This window comes from Leifsonia sp. 466MF (genome assembly GCF_900100265.1).
Taxonomy (GTDB): domain Bacteria; phylum Actinomycetota; class Actinomycetes; order Actinomycetales; family Microbacteriaceae; genus Leifsonia.
This window is the reverse complement of sequence record NZ_LT629696.1, coordinates 3,666,649-3,681,662: the sequence shown is the minus strand read 5'-3', so window position 1 is coordinate 3,681,662 and position 15,014 is coordinate 3,666,649. Positions and strand designations below refer to the sequence as shown.

The window sequence follows — 15,014 nt, the reverse complement described above, 5'->3', positions numbered from 1 at the left end:
CATGCCCGGGCGCAGACACTCATTCGAAAGGCTTGATCATGAACAAGTACGTATCCAGAGGGATGTGGTTCACCCTCTGCGTCGGCGGCCTGTGGCTCGCCGGAACGGCCGCGGCCAACGCGGCCGAGGCTCCCAGCAGCGACGGCGTCGCGAGCGGCGACCAGGCGGTCGTCGGCGTCACGGTTCCGGTGTCCCTCTCGGGCAACGGCATCTCGGTCCTCGGCGACTCGACGAGCAGCGGCTCCACCGCCGCGGCTCCGGCGGCACCGGCGGCTCCCTCGGTGTCCATCTCGCCCGACTCGATCGGCGGCGTCCTCAGCGGCGACCAGGCGGTGGCCTCGGTCAGCGTCCCGGTGACGGTGGCGGGGAACTCGGTGAGCGTCCTCGGTGACTCCACCAGTTCCGGATCCGATTCGGCTGCCGCTCCGGCGCCCGCCGACTCGGGAGCGAGCGCCACCTCCGATGGTTCGGACGGCGTGGCGTCGGGCATCCAGGCACCTGTGGCGGTGGATGTTCCGGTGACCGCCGGTGGCAACGCCATCTCGGTCCTCGGCGACTCGACGTCGACCGATTCGTCGGCCACGGCCCCCGCCGTGGGTTCCGGCTCGTCGGCGACGGCGTCGAGCTCCGGCTCGGACGGCGGACTGCTCTCCGACATCCAGGCTCCGATCGACGCCGCAGTGCCGGTGACGGTCGGCGGCAATGCGATCTCCGTCCTCGGCGACTCGCAGTCCTCGGGCTCGGAGACGACCGCTCCGGCTGCCGGTAGCGGGAGCACCACGTCGGGTTCTGGTTCGGATGGTGGCATCCTGTCGGGTGTTCAGGCTCCGATCGATGCTGCTGTGCCGGTGACGGCCGGCGGGAACGCGGTCTCGGTGGTCGGTGACTCGACGACGTCGGGTTCGGACACGGCGGCTCCGGCTGCCGGTAGCGGCAGCACCACGTCGGGTTCTGGTTCGGATGGCGGGCTGCTGTCCGGCATCCAGGCTCCGATCGATGCTGCTGTGCCGGTGACGGCGGGCGGTAACGCGGTCTCGGTGGTCGGTGACTCCACCTCGGCCGGATCCTCCACCAGCGCCCCGGCGACCGGCGGTGGGACGACCGGTGGGACCACCGGCGACGGCACCCTCGGCGGAATCGACCTGCCGATCGGTGTGGACGTTCCCGTGACCGTCGGCGGCAACGCGATCAGCGTCGTCGGCGACAGCACCACCACCGGCTCCACCACGACGCCGACCACCCCGACCGACCCGACTGACCCGACCACCCCGACCACGCCCACGACTCCGACCACCCCGACGACTCCGACCACCCCGACCACGGGTGGCACCGGTGCCGGCATTGTGACGGCGTCCGCGGGCGGGATCATGTCGCTGGCCGCGGGCAGCGGGTCGGGGGCTGCGGCCCTCGCCTCCACCGGTTCCAACGAGCTGGGTGTCGGCGCCCTGGGCGCCCTCCTCGCTCTCCTCGGAGTGATGCTGGCGTTCGTGTCCGCCAACCGGACGCGCCGCCACCACACCCGGTGATCGACGCCCGCTGATCGCGGGTCGGACGCTTCCCGGCACGTCGACGCTCCCCAGCCGTCGACGTGCCGGGAGTTCGTCGTGTCTGGTACGCGTTCGGAGCGCGGGTCAGAACCCGATCGGTCGCCCGGGCGTCAGCGGTTCGTCGTTGCCCACGAAGACCTTGCCCTCGTTGTAGGCCTTCTCACGACGCTGCACTTCGGCCAGCAGGGCCTTGTTCAGCATCTCCGACCAACTGCCGTCGCGTTCGTCGAACGAAGTCTGGCGGTAGGCGGCGCGTGCACGATTCCGCATGGCGTCGGTCAGGTAGAAGGTCACCGTCGTGCGCTTCTTGACCGCCTTCTGCGCGGGGGCGGTCGCGTCGTCCACGGGGCCGGGTGCGGATGCGTTCATGTCTCACCTTTCGGCATATCCGATTTCGATGCTCGATTCCAGATACTAATCGGTCTACCCGTGCGGAGACCACATTCCACAGGTGCTAAGCATGCTTTAAATGCCCGAGTATGCAGGCATAACGCCCGACGACCGCCGCCTCCCGAGCGCGGAAGCGTGAGGAGGCGCGCCGGGCCCGGAAGAGGGCGTCAGTGCGAGAGGCGCTCCACGATCGAGCCGAACAGCTCGGGGCGACGAGCGGCGGTCGGCACGATCCGCGGCCGGAAGCGCGAGCGCGCCGCCACGACCAGAGCGGAGGTGAGCATGCGGAAATCCCGTGTCGTCGCCCGCCAGGCCCGCTCGTACTGCTCTGTGTTCCCCATGGTGACCGCGGCGACGGCCGCTCGCGCCTGAGCGAAGCCCACGCGCATCCCCTCGCCGGTCAGGGCGTCCACATAGCCGGAGGCGTCGCCCGCCAGCAGCACCCGCCCCGAGGCCCGCGAGCGCGCCCGCTGCAGCAGGGGTCCTGCCCCGCGAGGGTCGGTCACCACCTCGGCGCCGTGCAGGCGTTCGGCGAGCTCGGGGATGCCCGCGATCACCTCATCCACATCGAGGGGCCGCGAGCCGAGCACGGCGACGCCGACCAGGCGCTCGTCGACGGGGGTCACGTACGCCTCGGCCCCAGCAGACCAGTGCACCTCCACCAGCGACGTCCACGGTTCGACGGCGAAGTGCTTCCGCAGGCCGAACCGCCTCCGCGTGCCGGGCTGCGCACGCCCGTCCAGCCGAAGCATGCGACGCACCGGCGAGTGCAGGCCGTCGGCCGCGATCACCCAGGGTGCACGCAGTGTCTCGCCGTCGCTCAGGGTCAGGTCGACCCCGCCGGCGTCCTGGCTGAGTCCGGTGACCCTGGCGTGGATGCGCTGAGCGCCCAGCTCGGACGCCCGCTCCGCCAGAGCCTGGTGCAGCACGGTGCGTCGCACGCCCCGCCCCGGGCGCTCCGCGAAGCGGTGCTCGACGCGGGATCCCGCGTCGATGTACGCGACGCCGTCGAGCCGCCTCCCGGCGGGATCGACCCCGATCCGGTGCAGTGCGGCCAGCGCTCCCGGCATCAGGCCCTCTCCGCACGCCTTGTCGATCGGCCCCACCCGCGGCTCCACGAGGACGACCTCCAGGCCGTCCACGCGTGCCTCGATGGCGCAGGCGAGGCCGATGGGGCCGCCCCCGACCACGACGACCCGCGGGTTCATGTGCGTGCCGGTGCGGCGAGCACGGTGGCGAGCGCCCGGTTCTCGCAGCGGATGCGCACCACGAGCAGCCAGGCGTTCAGCACCGTGAACACGAGAGCCGTGATCCAGGCGGTGTGGACCAGCGGAAGGGCGAAGCCCTCGACGACCACCGCGACGTAGTTCGGGTGCTTCAGCCAGCGGTAGGGTCCGCCGGTCACGAGCGGCAGGTCGCGCACGACGATCACGCGCGTGTTCCAGCGCGGACCGAGCGTGGCGATGCACCACCAGCGCAGCGCCTGGCTGGCGAGCACCAGCACGAGCATCGGCCAGCCGAGCCACGGAAGGAAGGGCCGGTCGGCGAACCAGACCTCCGCCAGACACGCCAGCAGCAGCCCGGTGTGGAGCGCGACCATCGGCGGGAAGTGCCCCTTGCCGAACTCCACGCCGCCGCGGGCGAACGACCACTTCGCATTGCGGGTCGAGACGATCAGCTCGGCGATGCGTTCTGCGCCCGTCGCGAGGACGAGAACGGTGTACCAGATCACGGGACCGGGTCGATCATGGCGGCCGCGGGAAGCGCGGCGGGGGCGGTGGATGCGGCGGGCGCGCCAGCCTCGACCGCGGCGGGCAGCGCGGCCGGCACGGAGACCAGCCCCGACCGCTCTGCGCCATCCGCCCAGCGCAGCAGGACGAGCTCGCTCGTCACCCCCGGGCCGAGCGCGAACAGCAGCCCGATGGTGCCGGCTGCGTGCGCATCCAGCTGTTCCGCCAGCACGTGCAGCACCGCCGCCGAGGACAGGTTGCCGACGTTCGCGAGCGAGCGCCAGCTGGCGTCGAGGGCGCCGTCGGGCAGGTCGAGGGCCTGCGAGAACGCTTCCAGCACCTTCGGCCCACCGGGATGCGCGGCCCAGGCGCCGACGTCCGACACCTCCAGATCGTGGGCGGCGAGGATGCCGCGGGCGTCTCCGGCGAAGTTGCGCTCGATGACCTCGGGCACGCCCGCGCTCAGGACGATCCGGAAGCCGGTGCCGCCGATGTCCCAGCCGATCACGTCAGCGGTGTCCGGGTAGATGTGGCTGCGCGAGTCGACGACGTCGGGTCCGGCCAGCCCCAGCTTCTCAGCGCGCCGGTCGCCGACCATGACGACGGCGGCGGCGCCGTCGCCGAACAGGCCGCTCGCGACGATGTTCGCCATGGAGTCGTCGCTCGCCTGCACGGTGAGCGAGCACAGCTCCACGGACAACAGGATGGCCACCTCGTCCGGGTGGCCAGCGAGGTAGTCGTTGACGCGGGCGATCCCGGCGGCGCCGGCGACGCATCCCAGCCCGAAGCTCGGGAGACGCTTGACGTCGGTGCGCAGGCCCAGCCGCGACACCAGCTGCGCGTCGATGGAGGGGGCGGCGATGCCGGTCACCGAGGTGAAGAGCAGGAAGTCGACGTCGGTGGGCGCGAGACCGGCGGAGTCGAGGGCCGCGGTCACGGCGCGCTCGGCCAGCGTCGTCCCCTCGGCGATGAAGAAGTCGTTCGACTCCTGGAACGAGGCCAGCGAACTGTAACGCTCGAGGGGCATCACGAGGCTGCGGGTCTGCACACCGGAGGAGGCGTGGATGCGGCGCATCACCTGCTGCCTGGCGGGGTCCGACGTGATCATCGCGAGCAGCGCGGCGGTGATCTCCCCTTGGCTGTAGCTCCGGGCGGGGAGCACCGGGGCCACCGACACGATTCGGCTCACATGCGAAACGTACCACCAGCCCCGCGCGCTGTGATCTGCGGTCGGCGGATGCTCAGGGGCGGCCGGACGGCGGGGGGAGCCGCCCGGCCGCAGCTGTCAGAGCGCCGCGTCCAAGCGCTCCTGCTGAGCCAGGGCGACGGTCTCGACGAGCGGCTCGTGGAGCGGTTCGCCGGGCTCTACGCCCATGACCTCTTCGACGATCGCGGCCGGCTCGGCCTCGTCGAGCAGCTTGAGCAGCTCGACGCTCTGTGTGTCCTCGAGCACATCGAACCGCAGGGCGGAGCCGACTGCCTGGATCAGGGCCGTCGGGATGCCGCCGACGTGCTCCGCGTAGTCGGAAGCCGGACCGATGAAGCGGTCGTTCCTGCCGAGCTTGCGGATGGGCTCGCGCCCGACGCGAGTGACCTCGTCGACCAGGTACGGGTTCGCGAACCGGCCCAGGATCTTTGCGCGGTACGCGGCGAGCTCCTCCTCCGGCAGCCCGTGCTTGGCGCTGAGCGCCGCCGAGGTCTCGCGCAGAGCGGCCTCTGCCGCCTCCCGTACGGCGGGGATCGCGATGGCCTCGCTGATCGTGGTGGCCCCGTGAAGGAAGCCTGTGTATGCCACGGTCGCGTGCCCGGTGTTGACCGTGAACAGCTTCCGCTCGATGTACGGGCCGAGTGAGTCGACGAAGTGGGCGCCCGGGATCTCGGGCGCGTGCCCGGCGAACGGCGAACGGTCGACGACCCACTCGTAGAACGTCTCGACGGTCACGTCGATCCCGGCGTCCGCCGCCTGCGCGGGGACGATGCGGTCGACGGCCGTGTTCGCGAACACCGCACGCGCGGCCAGCTGCTCGCGGGTGTCGTCGTCCGGGAGCCCGTCCATGAGCTCCGCCGCCAGCAGGTCCGAGGCGCCGATCGCGTTCTCGCAGGCCATTACGGCCAGGCGGGGCGCGTCGTCCGCCCGAGCGGCCAGACCGCGGGCGATCACCGGGGCGACGAAGCGGAGGATGCGCGGACCCACCGCCGTCGTCACCACGTCGGCCGAGGCGATCTCGGCGACCAGCGCATCCTCCTCGGTCGCGCTGTTGATCGCGCGGAACCCGGTGACGGTCTTCGTCTCCGAGTCCTCACCGACCAGGTGGACGCGGTACGAGTCCGCCGCGGCGAGGGCGTCGATGAGCTCGGCATTGACGTCCGCGAACACGACCTCGTACCCGGCTTCGTGGAGCAGGAGCCCCACGAAGCCGCGTCCGATGTTGCCGGCTCCGAAGTGGACGGCCTTCACTCGTTCACATCTCCCAACAGCGTGTACAGCGCCTCGGCGTCGGGGGCGTCGAGCAGCTTCTGGACATCGTCCTCCTCCGAGAACAGGATGGCGATCTTCGACAGGATCTCGAGGTGCTCATTGTTCTGGCCGGCGATGCCGACCACGAACCGCACCTCCTCGCCGCCCCAGTCGAGCGGCGAGGAGTAGCGGATGAAGGAGAGCGCGGACCGCTTGATCTCGTCCTTGGACTCGTTGGTGCCGTGCGGGATGGCGAGGCCGTTCCCCATGAAGGTGGAGACGGTGTTCTCGCGCTCCTGCATCGAGTCGACGTAACCCGGCTCGACGGCGCCCGCCTGCACGAGCAGCTCACCCGCCTCCCGGATCGCGTCCTCCCGCGTGGTCGCGGTGCCCGCGGCCACGACGTTCGCCCGGTCGAGAATCGTGTCGGTCATTTGTTGGCGTCCTCCGTGGTTCGCTGGTTCTTGACGAGGTCGACGACCTCGTCGTACTTGGGGCTGTTCATGAAGTTGTCGACCGAGACGTGGATCGAGTCGGGCGACTGGCCCTTGGCGCGGTCCGTCAGCTGCTGCTGCGTGATGACCAGGTCGGCCGTTCCGTCGAGGTTGCTGATCGCCTGGTTCGTGACCGTGACCCCCTCCACTCCGGCCTTCTTCATCTTGTTGCGGAGCACCGATGCGCCCATCGCGCTCGAACCCATGCCAGCGTCGCACGCGAAGACGATGTTGCGCACCAGTCGATCCGTGGCGTCGCCCTGGGCGTCGCCGGTGTCGTGCTCGGCCTCGTCGACGAGGCCGCCGAGCACCGAGGAGGACTTGCCCTTGTTCGCCTCGGTCTGGGCGACGGCGGCCGACAGGTCGCCGGCGTTGCCGGCCAGCAGGTCGCGCTTGCGGCTGGATCGCAGGACGACTGCGGTGAAGGTGAACGAGACCGCGGCAGCGGCGATGATCGCCAAGGCGATTCCGAGCATGTTCGAGACGGGTGCCTGCGCGAAGATCGCGAACACCGATCCTGGTGCAGCGGGTGCTCGAAGGCCCGTCTGGAAGGCCACGTTCACCGCGACGCCGGTCATGCCGCCGAGGATGGCGCCGATGATCAGGATGGGCTTCATGAGCACGTACGGGAAGTAGATCTCGTGGATGCCGCCGAAGAACTGGATGATGAAGGCGCCCGGGGCGGCCGCGCGGGCCGCACCGAGACCGAAGATCGCCCAGGCGAGCAGGATTCCGGCACCGGGGCCGGGGTTCGTCTCGATGAGGAACAGGATCGACTTGCCCGCCTGCTGCGACTCCAGTGTGCCGATCGGCGTGAACACACCGTGGTTGATCGCGTTGTTGAGGAACAGCACCTTGCCCGGCTCGACCAGGATGCTGACCAGGGGGAGCAGGTGGACCGACACCAGCCAATCCACACCGGCTTCGAGCGCCTTGCTCAGACCCTGCACCAGCGGGGCGATGCCGAAGAAGGCGCCGATCGCAAGGAGGAAGCCGAGGATACCGGCGGAGAAGTTGTTGACGAGCATCTCGAAGCCCGCCTTGATCTTCCCCTCCCAGATGCGGTCGACCTGCTTCATCAGGTAGCCGCCGAGCGGACCCATGATCATCGCTCCGATGAACATCGGGATGTCGGTGCCGACGATCACGCCCATGGCCGCGATGGTGCCCACCACACCGCCGCGCACGCCGTAGACGAGGCGGCCGCCGGTGTTGGCGAGGAGGAGCGGGAGCAGGTAGGTGATCATCGGGCCGACGAGGCTCGCGATGTCCTTGTTGGGGAACGGACCCTTGTCGATGAAGAGCGCGGTGACGATGCCCCACGCGATGAATGCGGCGATGTTGGGCATCACCATGTTGGAGAGGAAGGTGCCGAACCGCTGCACGTGGACGCGCGCGCTGTTGGGCTTCTTCGGGGCCGACGCCGTCGCCGACGTCTGTGTCGCCGATGTCATTGTGGTGCCTCGTTTCTGTTGTCGGGGGCTGGTGAGGTGAAACGGTCGGCGGCCTCACGGACCGCCGCCCGCGCTTCGGCCGCGCCATCGGCGGCCAGGGCGGTCTCAGCCAGCGAACGGGCCTGGCCGAGGGTGTAGCGCTTGAGGGAGAGCCGCACGTCGGCGATCGCCGCGGGCGACATCGAGAGCGTCGTCGCGCCGAGGCCGACGAGCACGACGGCGAGCAGGGGGTCCGCCGCCGCCTCACCGCAGATGCCGACGGGCTTGCCCGAAGCCGCACCTGCCGCGCCGACCTCGCCGATGAGGCGGAGGACAGCCGGATGCCACGGGTCCTGGAACCCGGCGACCGAACCGAGCAGGCGGTCGGCCGCGAGCGTGTACTGCGTGAGGTCGTTGGTGCCGATCGAGGCGAAGTCCGCGATCTGGAGCACACGGTCGGCGAGCAGCGCCGCCGAGGGGACCTCGACCATGACGCCGACGGTCTTCAGGCCGTACTCGCGGCCGAGCTCCGTGAAGTAGCGGGTCTCCTCGACGGTCGAGACCATCGGTGCCATGACCCAGAGGTCCGCGTCGGTCTGCGCGTCGGCTTCGGCGAGCGCGGTGAGCTGCTCGCGGAGGATGTCCTCGTTGGCGCGCAGCGAGCGGAGCCCGCGCAGCCCGAGTGCCGGATTGTCCTCGTGCGCGTCGTTGAGGAACTCGAGCGGCTTGTCCGCGCCGGCGTCGAGCACCCGGACGACCACCTTGCGCCCGCCGCCGAACGCGCTGAGCAGCTTCACGTACTGCTCGCGCTGCTGGGCGACATCGGGCGCCAGGCGCTGGTCGAGGAAGAGGAACTCCGTGCGGAACAGTCCGACGCCCTCGGCGCCTGCGGCCAGCGCGTCCTCGGCCCCCGCGGCCGAGCCGAGGTTCGCGAGCAGCGGGACGGCGGTGCCGTCCGCGAGCGCGCCCGGCTCGACGCCGCCGGCGAGGGCGGCGGCGCGCTCCTCGATGCGACGGAGCGCGTCAGCCCGCTGGGGCTCGGTCGGTGAGACGGTGACCGTGCCGGCCGCCGCATCCACTACGACCTCGTCGCCGTCGGCGAGGCTTCCGGCGCCGGCCGCACCGACGACTGCGACGATGGACTTCTCCCGCGCCAGGATGGCGGTGTGCGAGGTGGGGCCGCCCTCGGTGGTCACGAGCCCGAGCACCTTGGTCAGATCGAGCAGCGCCGTGTCGGCGGGGGCGAGATCGTGCGCGACCAGGACGAACGGCGTCTCCGACTGCGGCACGCCGGGCGCCGGCTTGCCCTCCAGGGCCGCCACGACGCGCTGCGAGACGTCGTCGAGGTCGCCGGCGCGCTCGCCCATGTAGCCGCCCAGCTCCTTGAGCATGTCGCGGAAGACGGCGAAGCCCTCGAAGACGGCGCGCTCTGCGGTCTTCCCTCCGTCGATGCGGGAGGCGACGTCGTCGGCGAGGGTCGAGTCCTCCGCCATCATCGACTGCGCCTCCAGCACATCGGCCGCCGTGCCCTGGACGGTGGATGCGCGCTCGCGCAGGTCCGCCGCGACCGTGGCGACGGCCTGCTGCACGCGGGCCTTCTCCTCGTCGGGGGTGCGAGTACTCGGCTGGTCCGATGGCTCGGGCAGCGGGGCCGACATCCGCAGGACGGGGCCGACGGCGACGCCCTGCCCGATGCCGGCGCCGGTGAGGATGTTCGTGTCGCTCATGATGCGTCCGCCGCTCAGGCGTCGTGGTCAGTGGCCAGGATCACCGCGAGGTCGTCGAGGACCGCCTCGCCGTTGTCCGCGTCGGTGGTGAGCACGATCTTGTCGCCGTGGTCGATGCCCAGCGAGATCACGCCGAGGATGCTGCCGGCGTCGACGGTCTTGCCGCCCTCCTTGGTCAGCTTCACCTTTGCGCCCGAGCTGTTGACCGCCTCCACGAAGAGCTTCGCCGGGCGGGCGTGCAGCCCGTGCGTCGATCCGACCGTGATGATCCGTTCAGCCATGGTTGTGGTCTCCTTCGTTCCGTGATGGCCTGGTGGCCGCCGCCATTCCGTATGCGGCTCTGCTCATAGTGCCGCCGCCTTGGCGTTGAGAGCCAGGTCCAGGGCGCGCTCGCCGTCGAGGGCGGCCGGGGAGACGGGAGGAAGCACGGCGACGGCGGTGCCGGTGGCGGCAGCCCGCTCACGGATCGCCGGGACGGCCGACTCGAGGTGTGCGCCGACGAGAACGACATCCACTCCGGCGAGGGATTCCAGCTGGCTCGCACTCCCCGGCTGGACTTCGATGATCGCCCCGCGCTCACGGGCGGCACTGCGAAGCTTGACGGCCACGAAGGTGCTGGACGCACCGGCGCCGCAGACGACCACGATCTTCATCGATCCTTGCCTTTCGTGCTGGGTGGAGCTCATGGAACGTCAGCAATGCTCCCTCGCTGTGCGCCCGCGCTCCAGCAGCGTTTCTTCCGGGGGTGCGGAAAGTTGGCCGGAAGCGCACGGCGGCACCCTACGGGGTGGTTGACTCGTCGGGAAAGGTGGTCGCTGGTGGCGCTCTCGGCGAAGCAGACGAGGATGCTCGACATCCTCGCGCGTCGTGCTGCCTGGGTGACGGCTGCCGAGCTCGCGCACGACATCGGGGTGACGACCCGGAGCATCCGCAGCTACGCTGCAGCGCTCGGCGATGTCGTCGAGTCCGGATCGAACGGCTACCGGGTGAAGCCCGAGGCCTATGCCGCGTACCTGGCGGGCGACGGCACCTCGGAGACCGGAACGGCGGGCTCCCCGCAGGAACGGCTCGTCTTCCTCGCCCGGCGCCTGCTCGACGAGCCGGACGGAATCGACGTCTACGAGACGGCCGAGAGCCTGTTCGTCAGCGACTCCACGATCGAGTCGGACCTGACCAGGATGCGCGGCCTCCTCTCGGGCACGGAGCTCGCCCTCGAACGCCACGGCGCCGTGGTGCAGCTCCTCGGGCCCGAGATCGCGCGACGGAAGCTGCTCAGCCGGTTGTTCCGCGACGAGATGCGGCAGAGCGTCGTCGACGTGGCGCGCATCCAGGAGGCGTTCGGATCGAGCGGTCTGGTCGACTTCAAGTCCGACCTGGTCGCGATGCTCGACGCGCGCGGCTTCTTCGTCAACGAGTACGGCATCAACGACGTCCTCCTGCACATGGCGGTCGCTCTCGACCGCGTCGCGAAGGATCGGGTGCTCCCCGCTGTCGAGGAGCCGGAGGCGAGCGAGACCATCCGCTCGCTCGCGCACGACCTGGGGCAACTGATCGAACGGCATTTCGGCACGGCCCTCGACACGACCGAGCTGCGCTACCTGGCCATCCTCATGCGCACGCGCGTCATCGCACCCGGCGCCGGGCGCGACACGGTGGAGGAGTTCGTCAGCCCGGCCGACCTGGCGGTGGTCCGCGGCATCGTGGACCGCGCATCCACCGAGTACCTCGTCGACCTCCACGACGAGAACTTCATCGTCCGCCTGACCCTGCACGTGCAGAACCTGGTGGCCCGGGCGCACGAGAACACCTACTCGCGCAACCCGCTCACCCGGTCGATCAAGAGCTCGTACCCCATGATCTACGAGCTGGCCGTCTACATCGCCAGCCGGCTGCAGTCGGCCGAGGGCATCGAGGTCAACGACGACGAGATCGCCTACATCGCGATGCACGTCGGCGCCTACCTCGAGCAGCAGTCACGGCGGCGGGATGCGGTCACCTGCGCGGTGGTGTGCCCCAATTACTACGACATGCACATCCTGCTGCGCGACCGGCTGGAGAGCACCCTCGGCGACGAGCTCGACATCACCAGCGTCATCACGTCGACAGACGCCGACTGGGACGCCATCGATGCCGACCTGGTGCTGACCACCATCGACCCGCGCGGGCGGCGCGAGAACACGGTCATCGTGCAGCCGTTCCTCACCGAGACCGACGTGGAGCACATCCGTCAGGCCGCGTCCCGCATCCGCCGTCAGCGCCACCGCGCGCGGATCAAGAGCGAGTTGCTGGAGTACTTCGACGAGAGCCTGTTTCTGCGGAACTTCTATGCACGCGACCCGATCACGATGATCCGCGCCCTCGGTGACCGGATGATCGCGGCCGGCGCGATCGACCAGGAGTACGTCGACCAGACCGTCGAGCGCGAGCAGATGTCGTCCACGGCGTTCACCGACTCCCTCGCCGTGCCGCACGCCATGACGATGAGCGCACACCGCACCGCGATCGCGATCGTCGTCAACGACACGGCGATCGACTGGGGCGACGCCCGGGTCAACGTGATCGCGTTCATCGCCTTCTCGGCGGCGGGTCGCGCGTCCTTCCAGACGGTCTTCGACCAGTTCGTGGAGGTGTTCTCCGACCGCGAGACCGTGCTCGGCCTCATCCGCCGTGCCGACACCTTCACCGCCTTCATCGACGAGCTCGTCCGCATCATCGACGCCTGACCGCCGCCCGCCGCGCCCCGCCCCTACGCACCACCGCCCACCGTCGAGTCCGCAAAAACTGACCGGAAATCGCGTGATTCCGTGCAGTTTTCGCGTAGTCGACGGTGGGCGGCGGGGTGCGAGAAGGAGGTGTTACTGGTTGGCGGTGACGTTGTACGTCACGGAGACGCCGGGAGTCTTCACCGAGACCGTGTAGGTGTCGTTGGTGTAGACGGCGGACGTGTCGGTGGCGCCGGGCTGCTGCGTGAAGCCCTTGCCCTCGAGCGCGGACTTCGCGTCGGCGAAGCCGTTCTTGCCCGACGGCTGGACGGTGACTGACCAGCCGTTCTCCTTGTCGCCACGGGCGACGACGACGGTGCCGTCGACGACGGGTACTTCGTCCTTCGGGAAGTCGGAGGGCAGTTCCTCGGACTTCGCGTCCTCGGACGAACCGGCCGCCGACGAGGACGACGACGCGGGCGTGTGCGAGGAGACGTAGTTGGTGTTGCCGCCGCTGGAGCAGGCCGCCAGCGAGCCGATGGTGAGGGCCGCCACGATGGCAGCCGGAACGAACGGATTACGTGTGCGCATATGGATTCCTAGTGCTGTATGAAGTGCGGTTTCGCAACACATCAGCCTACCCGTGAGCGCACCGGGCCGCCTAGTCCGTGTCGGTGAACAGTGGCGGAAGCGGTCAGCCGAGCAGCAGAGCGCTCAGCTGGTCGGCGGAGTGCACGACGGCGATCGCCCCGGCGGCCTCGGCCGGCGAACCGTAGCCCCACTCGACGAGGATGGTGGGCAGACCGTGCGCGCCCGCACCCTCGACGTCGTACTGGCGGTCGCCCACCATGACGGTGTGCTCGAGGTCGACGCCGCGCTCGCCGAGGCGGCGCAGAGCCTCGGCCACCACATCCGCCTTGGCGCTGCGGCTCTCGTCGTCGGTCGCGCCGGTGATGACGTCGAAGTACTCGGCCAGGCCGAAGTGCTCGAGGATGCGGGTCGCCTGCGCCTCGGGCTTGCTGGTCGCGATGGCGAGGGGGATCCCGGCCGCGTGCAGACGCTGCAGCAGGCCGCGCACCCCGGGGAAGACGGCGGAGTCGAACGCGCCGTGGGCGGCGTAGTCCTCGCGGTAGACGGCGAGTGCGTGGCGTGCGGCCGGCTCGGTCATGCCGCCCAGGCTCTGCAGCGAGTCGAGCAGCGGCGGACCGACGTACTCGAGGAGCTGGGCGGGGGACGGCACCGGCTGACCGATCGTCGCGAACATGCGGGCGAGCGACGACGTGATGCCGGGTGCGGAGTCGGTGAGGGTGCCGTCGAGATCGAACAGGACGCAGGTCCAGGTCCGGGTGACGGTGGAAGTCGGGTTGGTCATAGCGGTCCTATGGTATGTGACGTATCTGAAGCGCAGGTCAGCGCTCGCCGAGGGCGGATTCGATGTGAGAACGTGCGACGACCATGGTGTGCGCGGCTCCTGGGTCGAACTGCACGGCGACGAACTCGGCGGTGCGGATGAATCCCAGCGCCTCGAGCGCCGGCACGATGACCGCCTGCACGCGCGCTCCCTCGCCCTCCGCCGACTGGGCGACGGCCGCCCGGAGCGCGTTCATCGACGTGAAGAGGGGGAGCACCGCCTCGCCGGTGGTGGAGCTGATGGTGCGCAGCCGGGTGTCCTGCGGAGTGGAGCCGGTCACATCCACCACCAGGGCGCCCTTCACCGCGGTGGCGAGCAGCGCATCCAGGTTCTCCAGAGTCGGCTCGGCGGCGAGGGCGGTCAGGGCCTTGCGGACCGGGACGTTCTCGTAGCTCTGGGGGAAACGCGGCTGCGCCATCAGAACAGCCTGCTGTCGCTGTCGTCGAGGCCGCGCATAGCGTCGTAGTCGAGCACCAGGCAGCGGATGCCGCGGTCCTCAGCCAGCGTGCGCGCTTGCGGCTTGATCTCCTGGGCGGCGAACACGCCGGTGACCGGGGCGAGGTGCGGGTCGCGGTTCATCAACTCCAGGTAGCGCGTCAGCTGCTCGACGCCGTCGATGTCGCCCCGTCGCTTCAACTCGACGGCGACCGCAGCTCCCGCGGAGTCGCGGGCGAGGATGTCGACGGGGCCGATCGCGGTCATGTACTCCCGGCGGACCAGCACGTGGCCGTCGCCGAGAAGGTGGATCTGCTCGGCGAGGAGCTTCTGCAGGTGTGCCTCCACGCCGTCCTTCTGCAGACCCGGGTCGATGCCGAGGTCGTGCGCGGTGTCGCTGATGATCTCGTGGATGGACACGACGAGCATGTCGGCGGTCTTCGCCTGGGTGACGCGCCAGACCTCGCGGATCCCGGCCGCGCGCTGCAGCTCGTCTGGCTCGTCGACGGTCAGCGTGCACGGCGGGCTCATCCAGTTGAGCGGCTTGTACGACCCGCCGTCGGAGTGGACGAGGAGGCTGCCGTCGGCCTTGAGCATCAGCAGCCGTGTCGCCAGCGGCAGGTGCGCGCTGAGCCGCCCCGCATAGTCGACGGAGCAGTTGGCAATGACGAGGCGCACCGCAACATC

The 15,014-nt window shown here is 70.0% G+C and carries 16 protein-coding genes; 2 read left to right on the top strand and 14 right to left on the bottom strand.

Translation table 11 applies throughout. From position 1 onward, the window contains the following. The first annotated feature begins 38 nt into the window (after window positions 1-38). Window positions 39-1,526 (top strand): chaplin family protein, encoded by a 1,488-nt coding sequence (locus tag BLR91_RS17550; RefSeq protein WP_231918978.1) that lies wholly within the window; start codon window positions 39-41, stop codon window positions 1,524-1,526. A 105-nt stretch (window positions 1,527-1,631) separates the two neighbouring features. Here BLR91_RS17550 and BLR91_RS17545 read toward each other — a convergent pair whose 3' ends face one another. From BLR91_RS17545 to BLR91_RS17500, 10 genes are all read right to left on the bottom strand, one after another. Continuing rightward, window positions 1,632-1,916 (bottom strand): ParB family protein, encoded by a 285-nt coding sequence (locus BLR91_RS17545; RefSeq protein WP_018189124.1) that lies wholly within the window; start codon window positions 1,914-1,916, stop codon window positions 1,632-1,634. Window positions 1,917-2,104: 188 nt separating this feature from the next. Further along, window positions 2,105-3,145 (bottom strand): NAD(P)/FAD-dependent oxidoreductase, encoded by a 1,041-nt coding sequence (locus BLR91_RS17540; RefSeq protein ID WP_089879591.1) that lies wholly within the window; start codon window positions 3,143-3,145, stop codon window positions 2,105-2,107. Beyond that, the gene (locus tag BLR91_RS17535; protein WP_089879594.1) at window positions 3,142-3,669 is read right to left on the bottom strand and encodes an isoprenylcysteine carboxyl methyltransferase family protein; all 528 of its coding nucleotides are present in this window, start codon (window positions 3,667-3,669) and stop codon (window positions 3,142-3,144) included. Before BLR91_RS17535 ends, BLR91_RS17540 begins: the two co-directional genes overlap by 4 nt. After that, window positions 3,666-4,856, bottom strand: a complete 1,191-nt coding sequence (locus BLR91_RS17530) for a type III polyketide synthase (RefSeq protein WP_089879597.1) — start codon at window positions 4,854-4,856, stop codon at window positions 3,666-3,668. The genes BLR91_RS17535 and BLR91_RS17530 overlap by 4 nt, the downstream gene beginning before the upstream one ends. 96 nt (window positions 4,857-4,952) lie before the next feature. Next, window positions 4,953-6,125, bottom strand: a complete 1,173-nt coding sequence (locus BLR91_RS17525; RefSeq protein WP_089879601.1) for a mannitol-1-phosphate 5-dehydrogenase — start codon at window positions 6,123-6,125, stop codon at window positions 4,953-4,955. Then, window positions 6,122-6,559 (bottom strand): PTS sugar transporter subunit IIA, encoded by a 438-nt coding sequence (locus tag BLR91_RS17520; RefSeq protein ID WP_018189129.1) that lies wholly within the window; start codon window positions 6,557-6,559, stop codon window positions 6,122-6,124. Before BLR91_RS17520 ends, BLR91_RS17525 begins: the two co-directional genes overlap by 4 nt. After that, complete coding sequence (locus tag BLR91_RS17515; RefSeq protein WP_089879602.1) at window positions 6,556-8,073, bottom strand: PTS mannitol transporter subunit IICB; 1,518 nt, start codon at window positions 8,071-8,073, stop codon at window positions 6,556-6,558. Before BLR91_RS17515 ends, BLR91_RS17520 begins: the two co-directional genes overlap by 4 nt. Then, the gene (ptsP, locus tag BLR91_RS17510; protein ID WP_089879605.1) at window positions 8,070-9,779 is read right to left on the bottom strand and encodes a phosphoenolpyruvate--protein phosphotransferase; all 1,710 of its coding nucleotides are present in this window, start codon (window positions 9,777-9,779) and stop codon (window positions 8,070-8,072) included. Before ptsP ends, BLR91_RS17515 begins: the two co-directional genes overlap by 4 nt. Window positions 9,780-9,793: 14 nt before the next feature. After that, window positions 9,794-10,060 (bottom strand): HPr family phosphocarrier protein, encoded by a 267-nt coding sequence (locus BLR91_RS17505; RefSeq protein WP_018189132.1) that lies wholly within the window; start codon window positions 10,058-10,060, stop codon window positions 9,794-9,796. 63 nt (window positions 10,061-10,123) lie between these two features. Further along, complete coding sequence (locus BLR91_RS17500; RefSeq protein WP_020076110.1) at window positions 10,124-10,432, bottom strand: PTS sugar transporter subunit IIB; 309 nt, start codon at window positions 10,430-10,432, stop codon at window positions 10,124-10,126. 165 nt (window positions 10,433-10,597) lie between these two features. Between BLR91_RS17500 and BLR91_RS17495 the strand changes: the two genes are divergently transcribed. Continuing rightward, window positions 10,598-12,502, top strand: coding sequence for a BglG family transcription antiterminator (locus tag BLR91_RS17495; protein ID WP_018189134.1), 1,905 nt, complete (start codon window positions 10,598-10,600; stop codon window positions 12,500-12,502). 132 nt (window positions 12,503-12,634) lie between these two features. On the opposite strand, the gene BLR91_RS17490 is transcribed toward BLR91_RS17495, so the two are convergent. The 4 genes from BLR91_RS17490 to nucS form a co-directional block, all read right to left on the bottom strand. After that, the gene (locus tag BLR91_RS17490; RefSeq protein ID WP_020076108.1) at window positions 12,635-13,072 is read right to left on the bottom strand and encodes a hypothetical protein; all 438 of its coding nucleotides are present in this window, start codon (window positions 13,070-13,072) and stop codon (window positions 12,635-12,637) included. Between the two features lie 103 nt (window positions 13,073-13,175). Then, entirely contained in the window at window positions 13,176-13,853 is a 678-nt protein-coding gene (locus tag BLR91_RS17485; protein ID WP_089879608.1) for an HAD hydrolase-like protein, read from the bottom strand. 37 nt (window positions 13,854-13,890) lie between these two features. Then, window positions 13,891-14,310 carry an SseB family protein gene (locus BLR91_RS17480; RefSeq protein ID WP_089879611.1) on the bottom strand — a complete coding sequence of 140 codons (420 nt, stop codon included), beginning with the start codon at window positions 14,308-14,310 and terminating at the stop codon, window positions 13,891-13,893. Continuing rightward, window positions 14,310-15,005 (bottom strand): endonuclease NucS, encoded by a 696-nt coding sequence (gene nucS, locus BLR91_RS17475; RefSeq protein ID WP_018189138.1) that lies wholly within the window; start codon window positions 15,003-15,005, stop codon window positions 14,310-14,312. Before nucS ends, BLR91_RS17480 begins: the two co-directional genes overlap by 1 nt. Window positions 15,006-15,014: the final 9 nt, after the last annotated feature.

Coding starts and splice junctions, on each gene's coding strand:
- BLR91_RS17550 (WP_231918978.1), top strand. CDS start 39: ATGAACAAGTACGTATCCAGAGGGATGTGGTTCACCCTCTGCGTCGGC.
- BLR91_RS17545 (WP_018189124.1), bottom strand. CDS start 1,916: ATGAACGCATCCGCACCCGGCCCCGTGGACGACGCGACCGCCCCCGCG.
- BLR91_RS17540 (WP_089879591.1), bottom strand. CDS start 3,145: ATGAACCCGCGGGTCGTCGTGGTCGGGGGCGGCCCCATCGGCCTCGCC.
- BLR91_RS17520 (WP_018189129.1), bottom strand. CDS start 6,559: ATGACCGACACGATTCTCGACCGGGCGAACGTCGTGGCCGCGGGCACC.
- BLR91_RS17515 (WP_089879602.1), bottom strand. CDS start 8,073: ATGACATCGGCGACACAGACGTCGGCGACGGCGTCGGCCCCGAAGAAG.
- ptsP (WP_089879605.1), bottom strand. CDS start 9,779: ATGAGCGACACGAACATCCTCACCGGCGCCGGCATCGGGCAGGGCGTC.
- BLR91_RS17505 (WP_018189132.1), bottom strand. CDS start 10,060: ATGGCTGAACGGATCATCACGGTCGGATCGACGCACGGGCTGCACGCC.
- BLR91_RS17500 (WP_020076110.1), bottom strand. CDS start 10,432: ATGAAGATCGTGGTCGTCTGCGGCGCCGGTGCGTCCAGCACCTTCGTG.
- BLR91_RS17490 (WP_020076108.1), bottom strand. CDS start 13,072: ATGCGCACACGTAATCCGTTCGTTCCGGCTGCCATCGTGGCGGCCCTC.
- BLR91_RS17485 (WP_089879608.1), bottom strand. CDS start 13,853: ATGACCAACCCGACTTCCACCGTCACCCGGACCTGGACCTGCGTCCTG.
- BLR91_RS17480 (WP_089879611.1), bottom strand. CDS start 14,310: ATGGCGCAGCCGCGTTTCCCCCAGAGCTACGAGAACGTCCCGGTCCGC.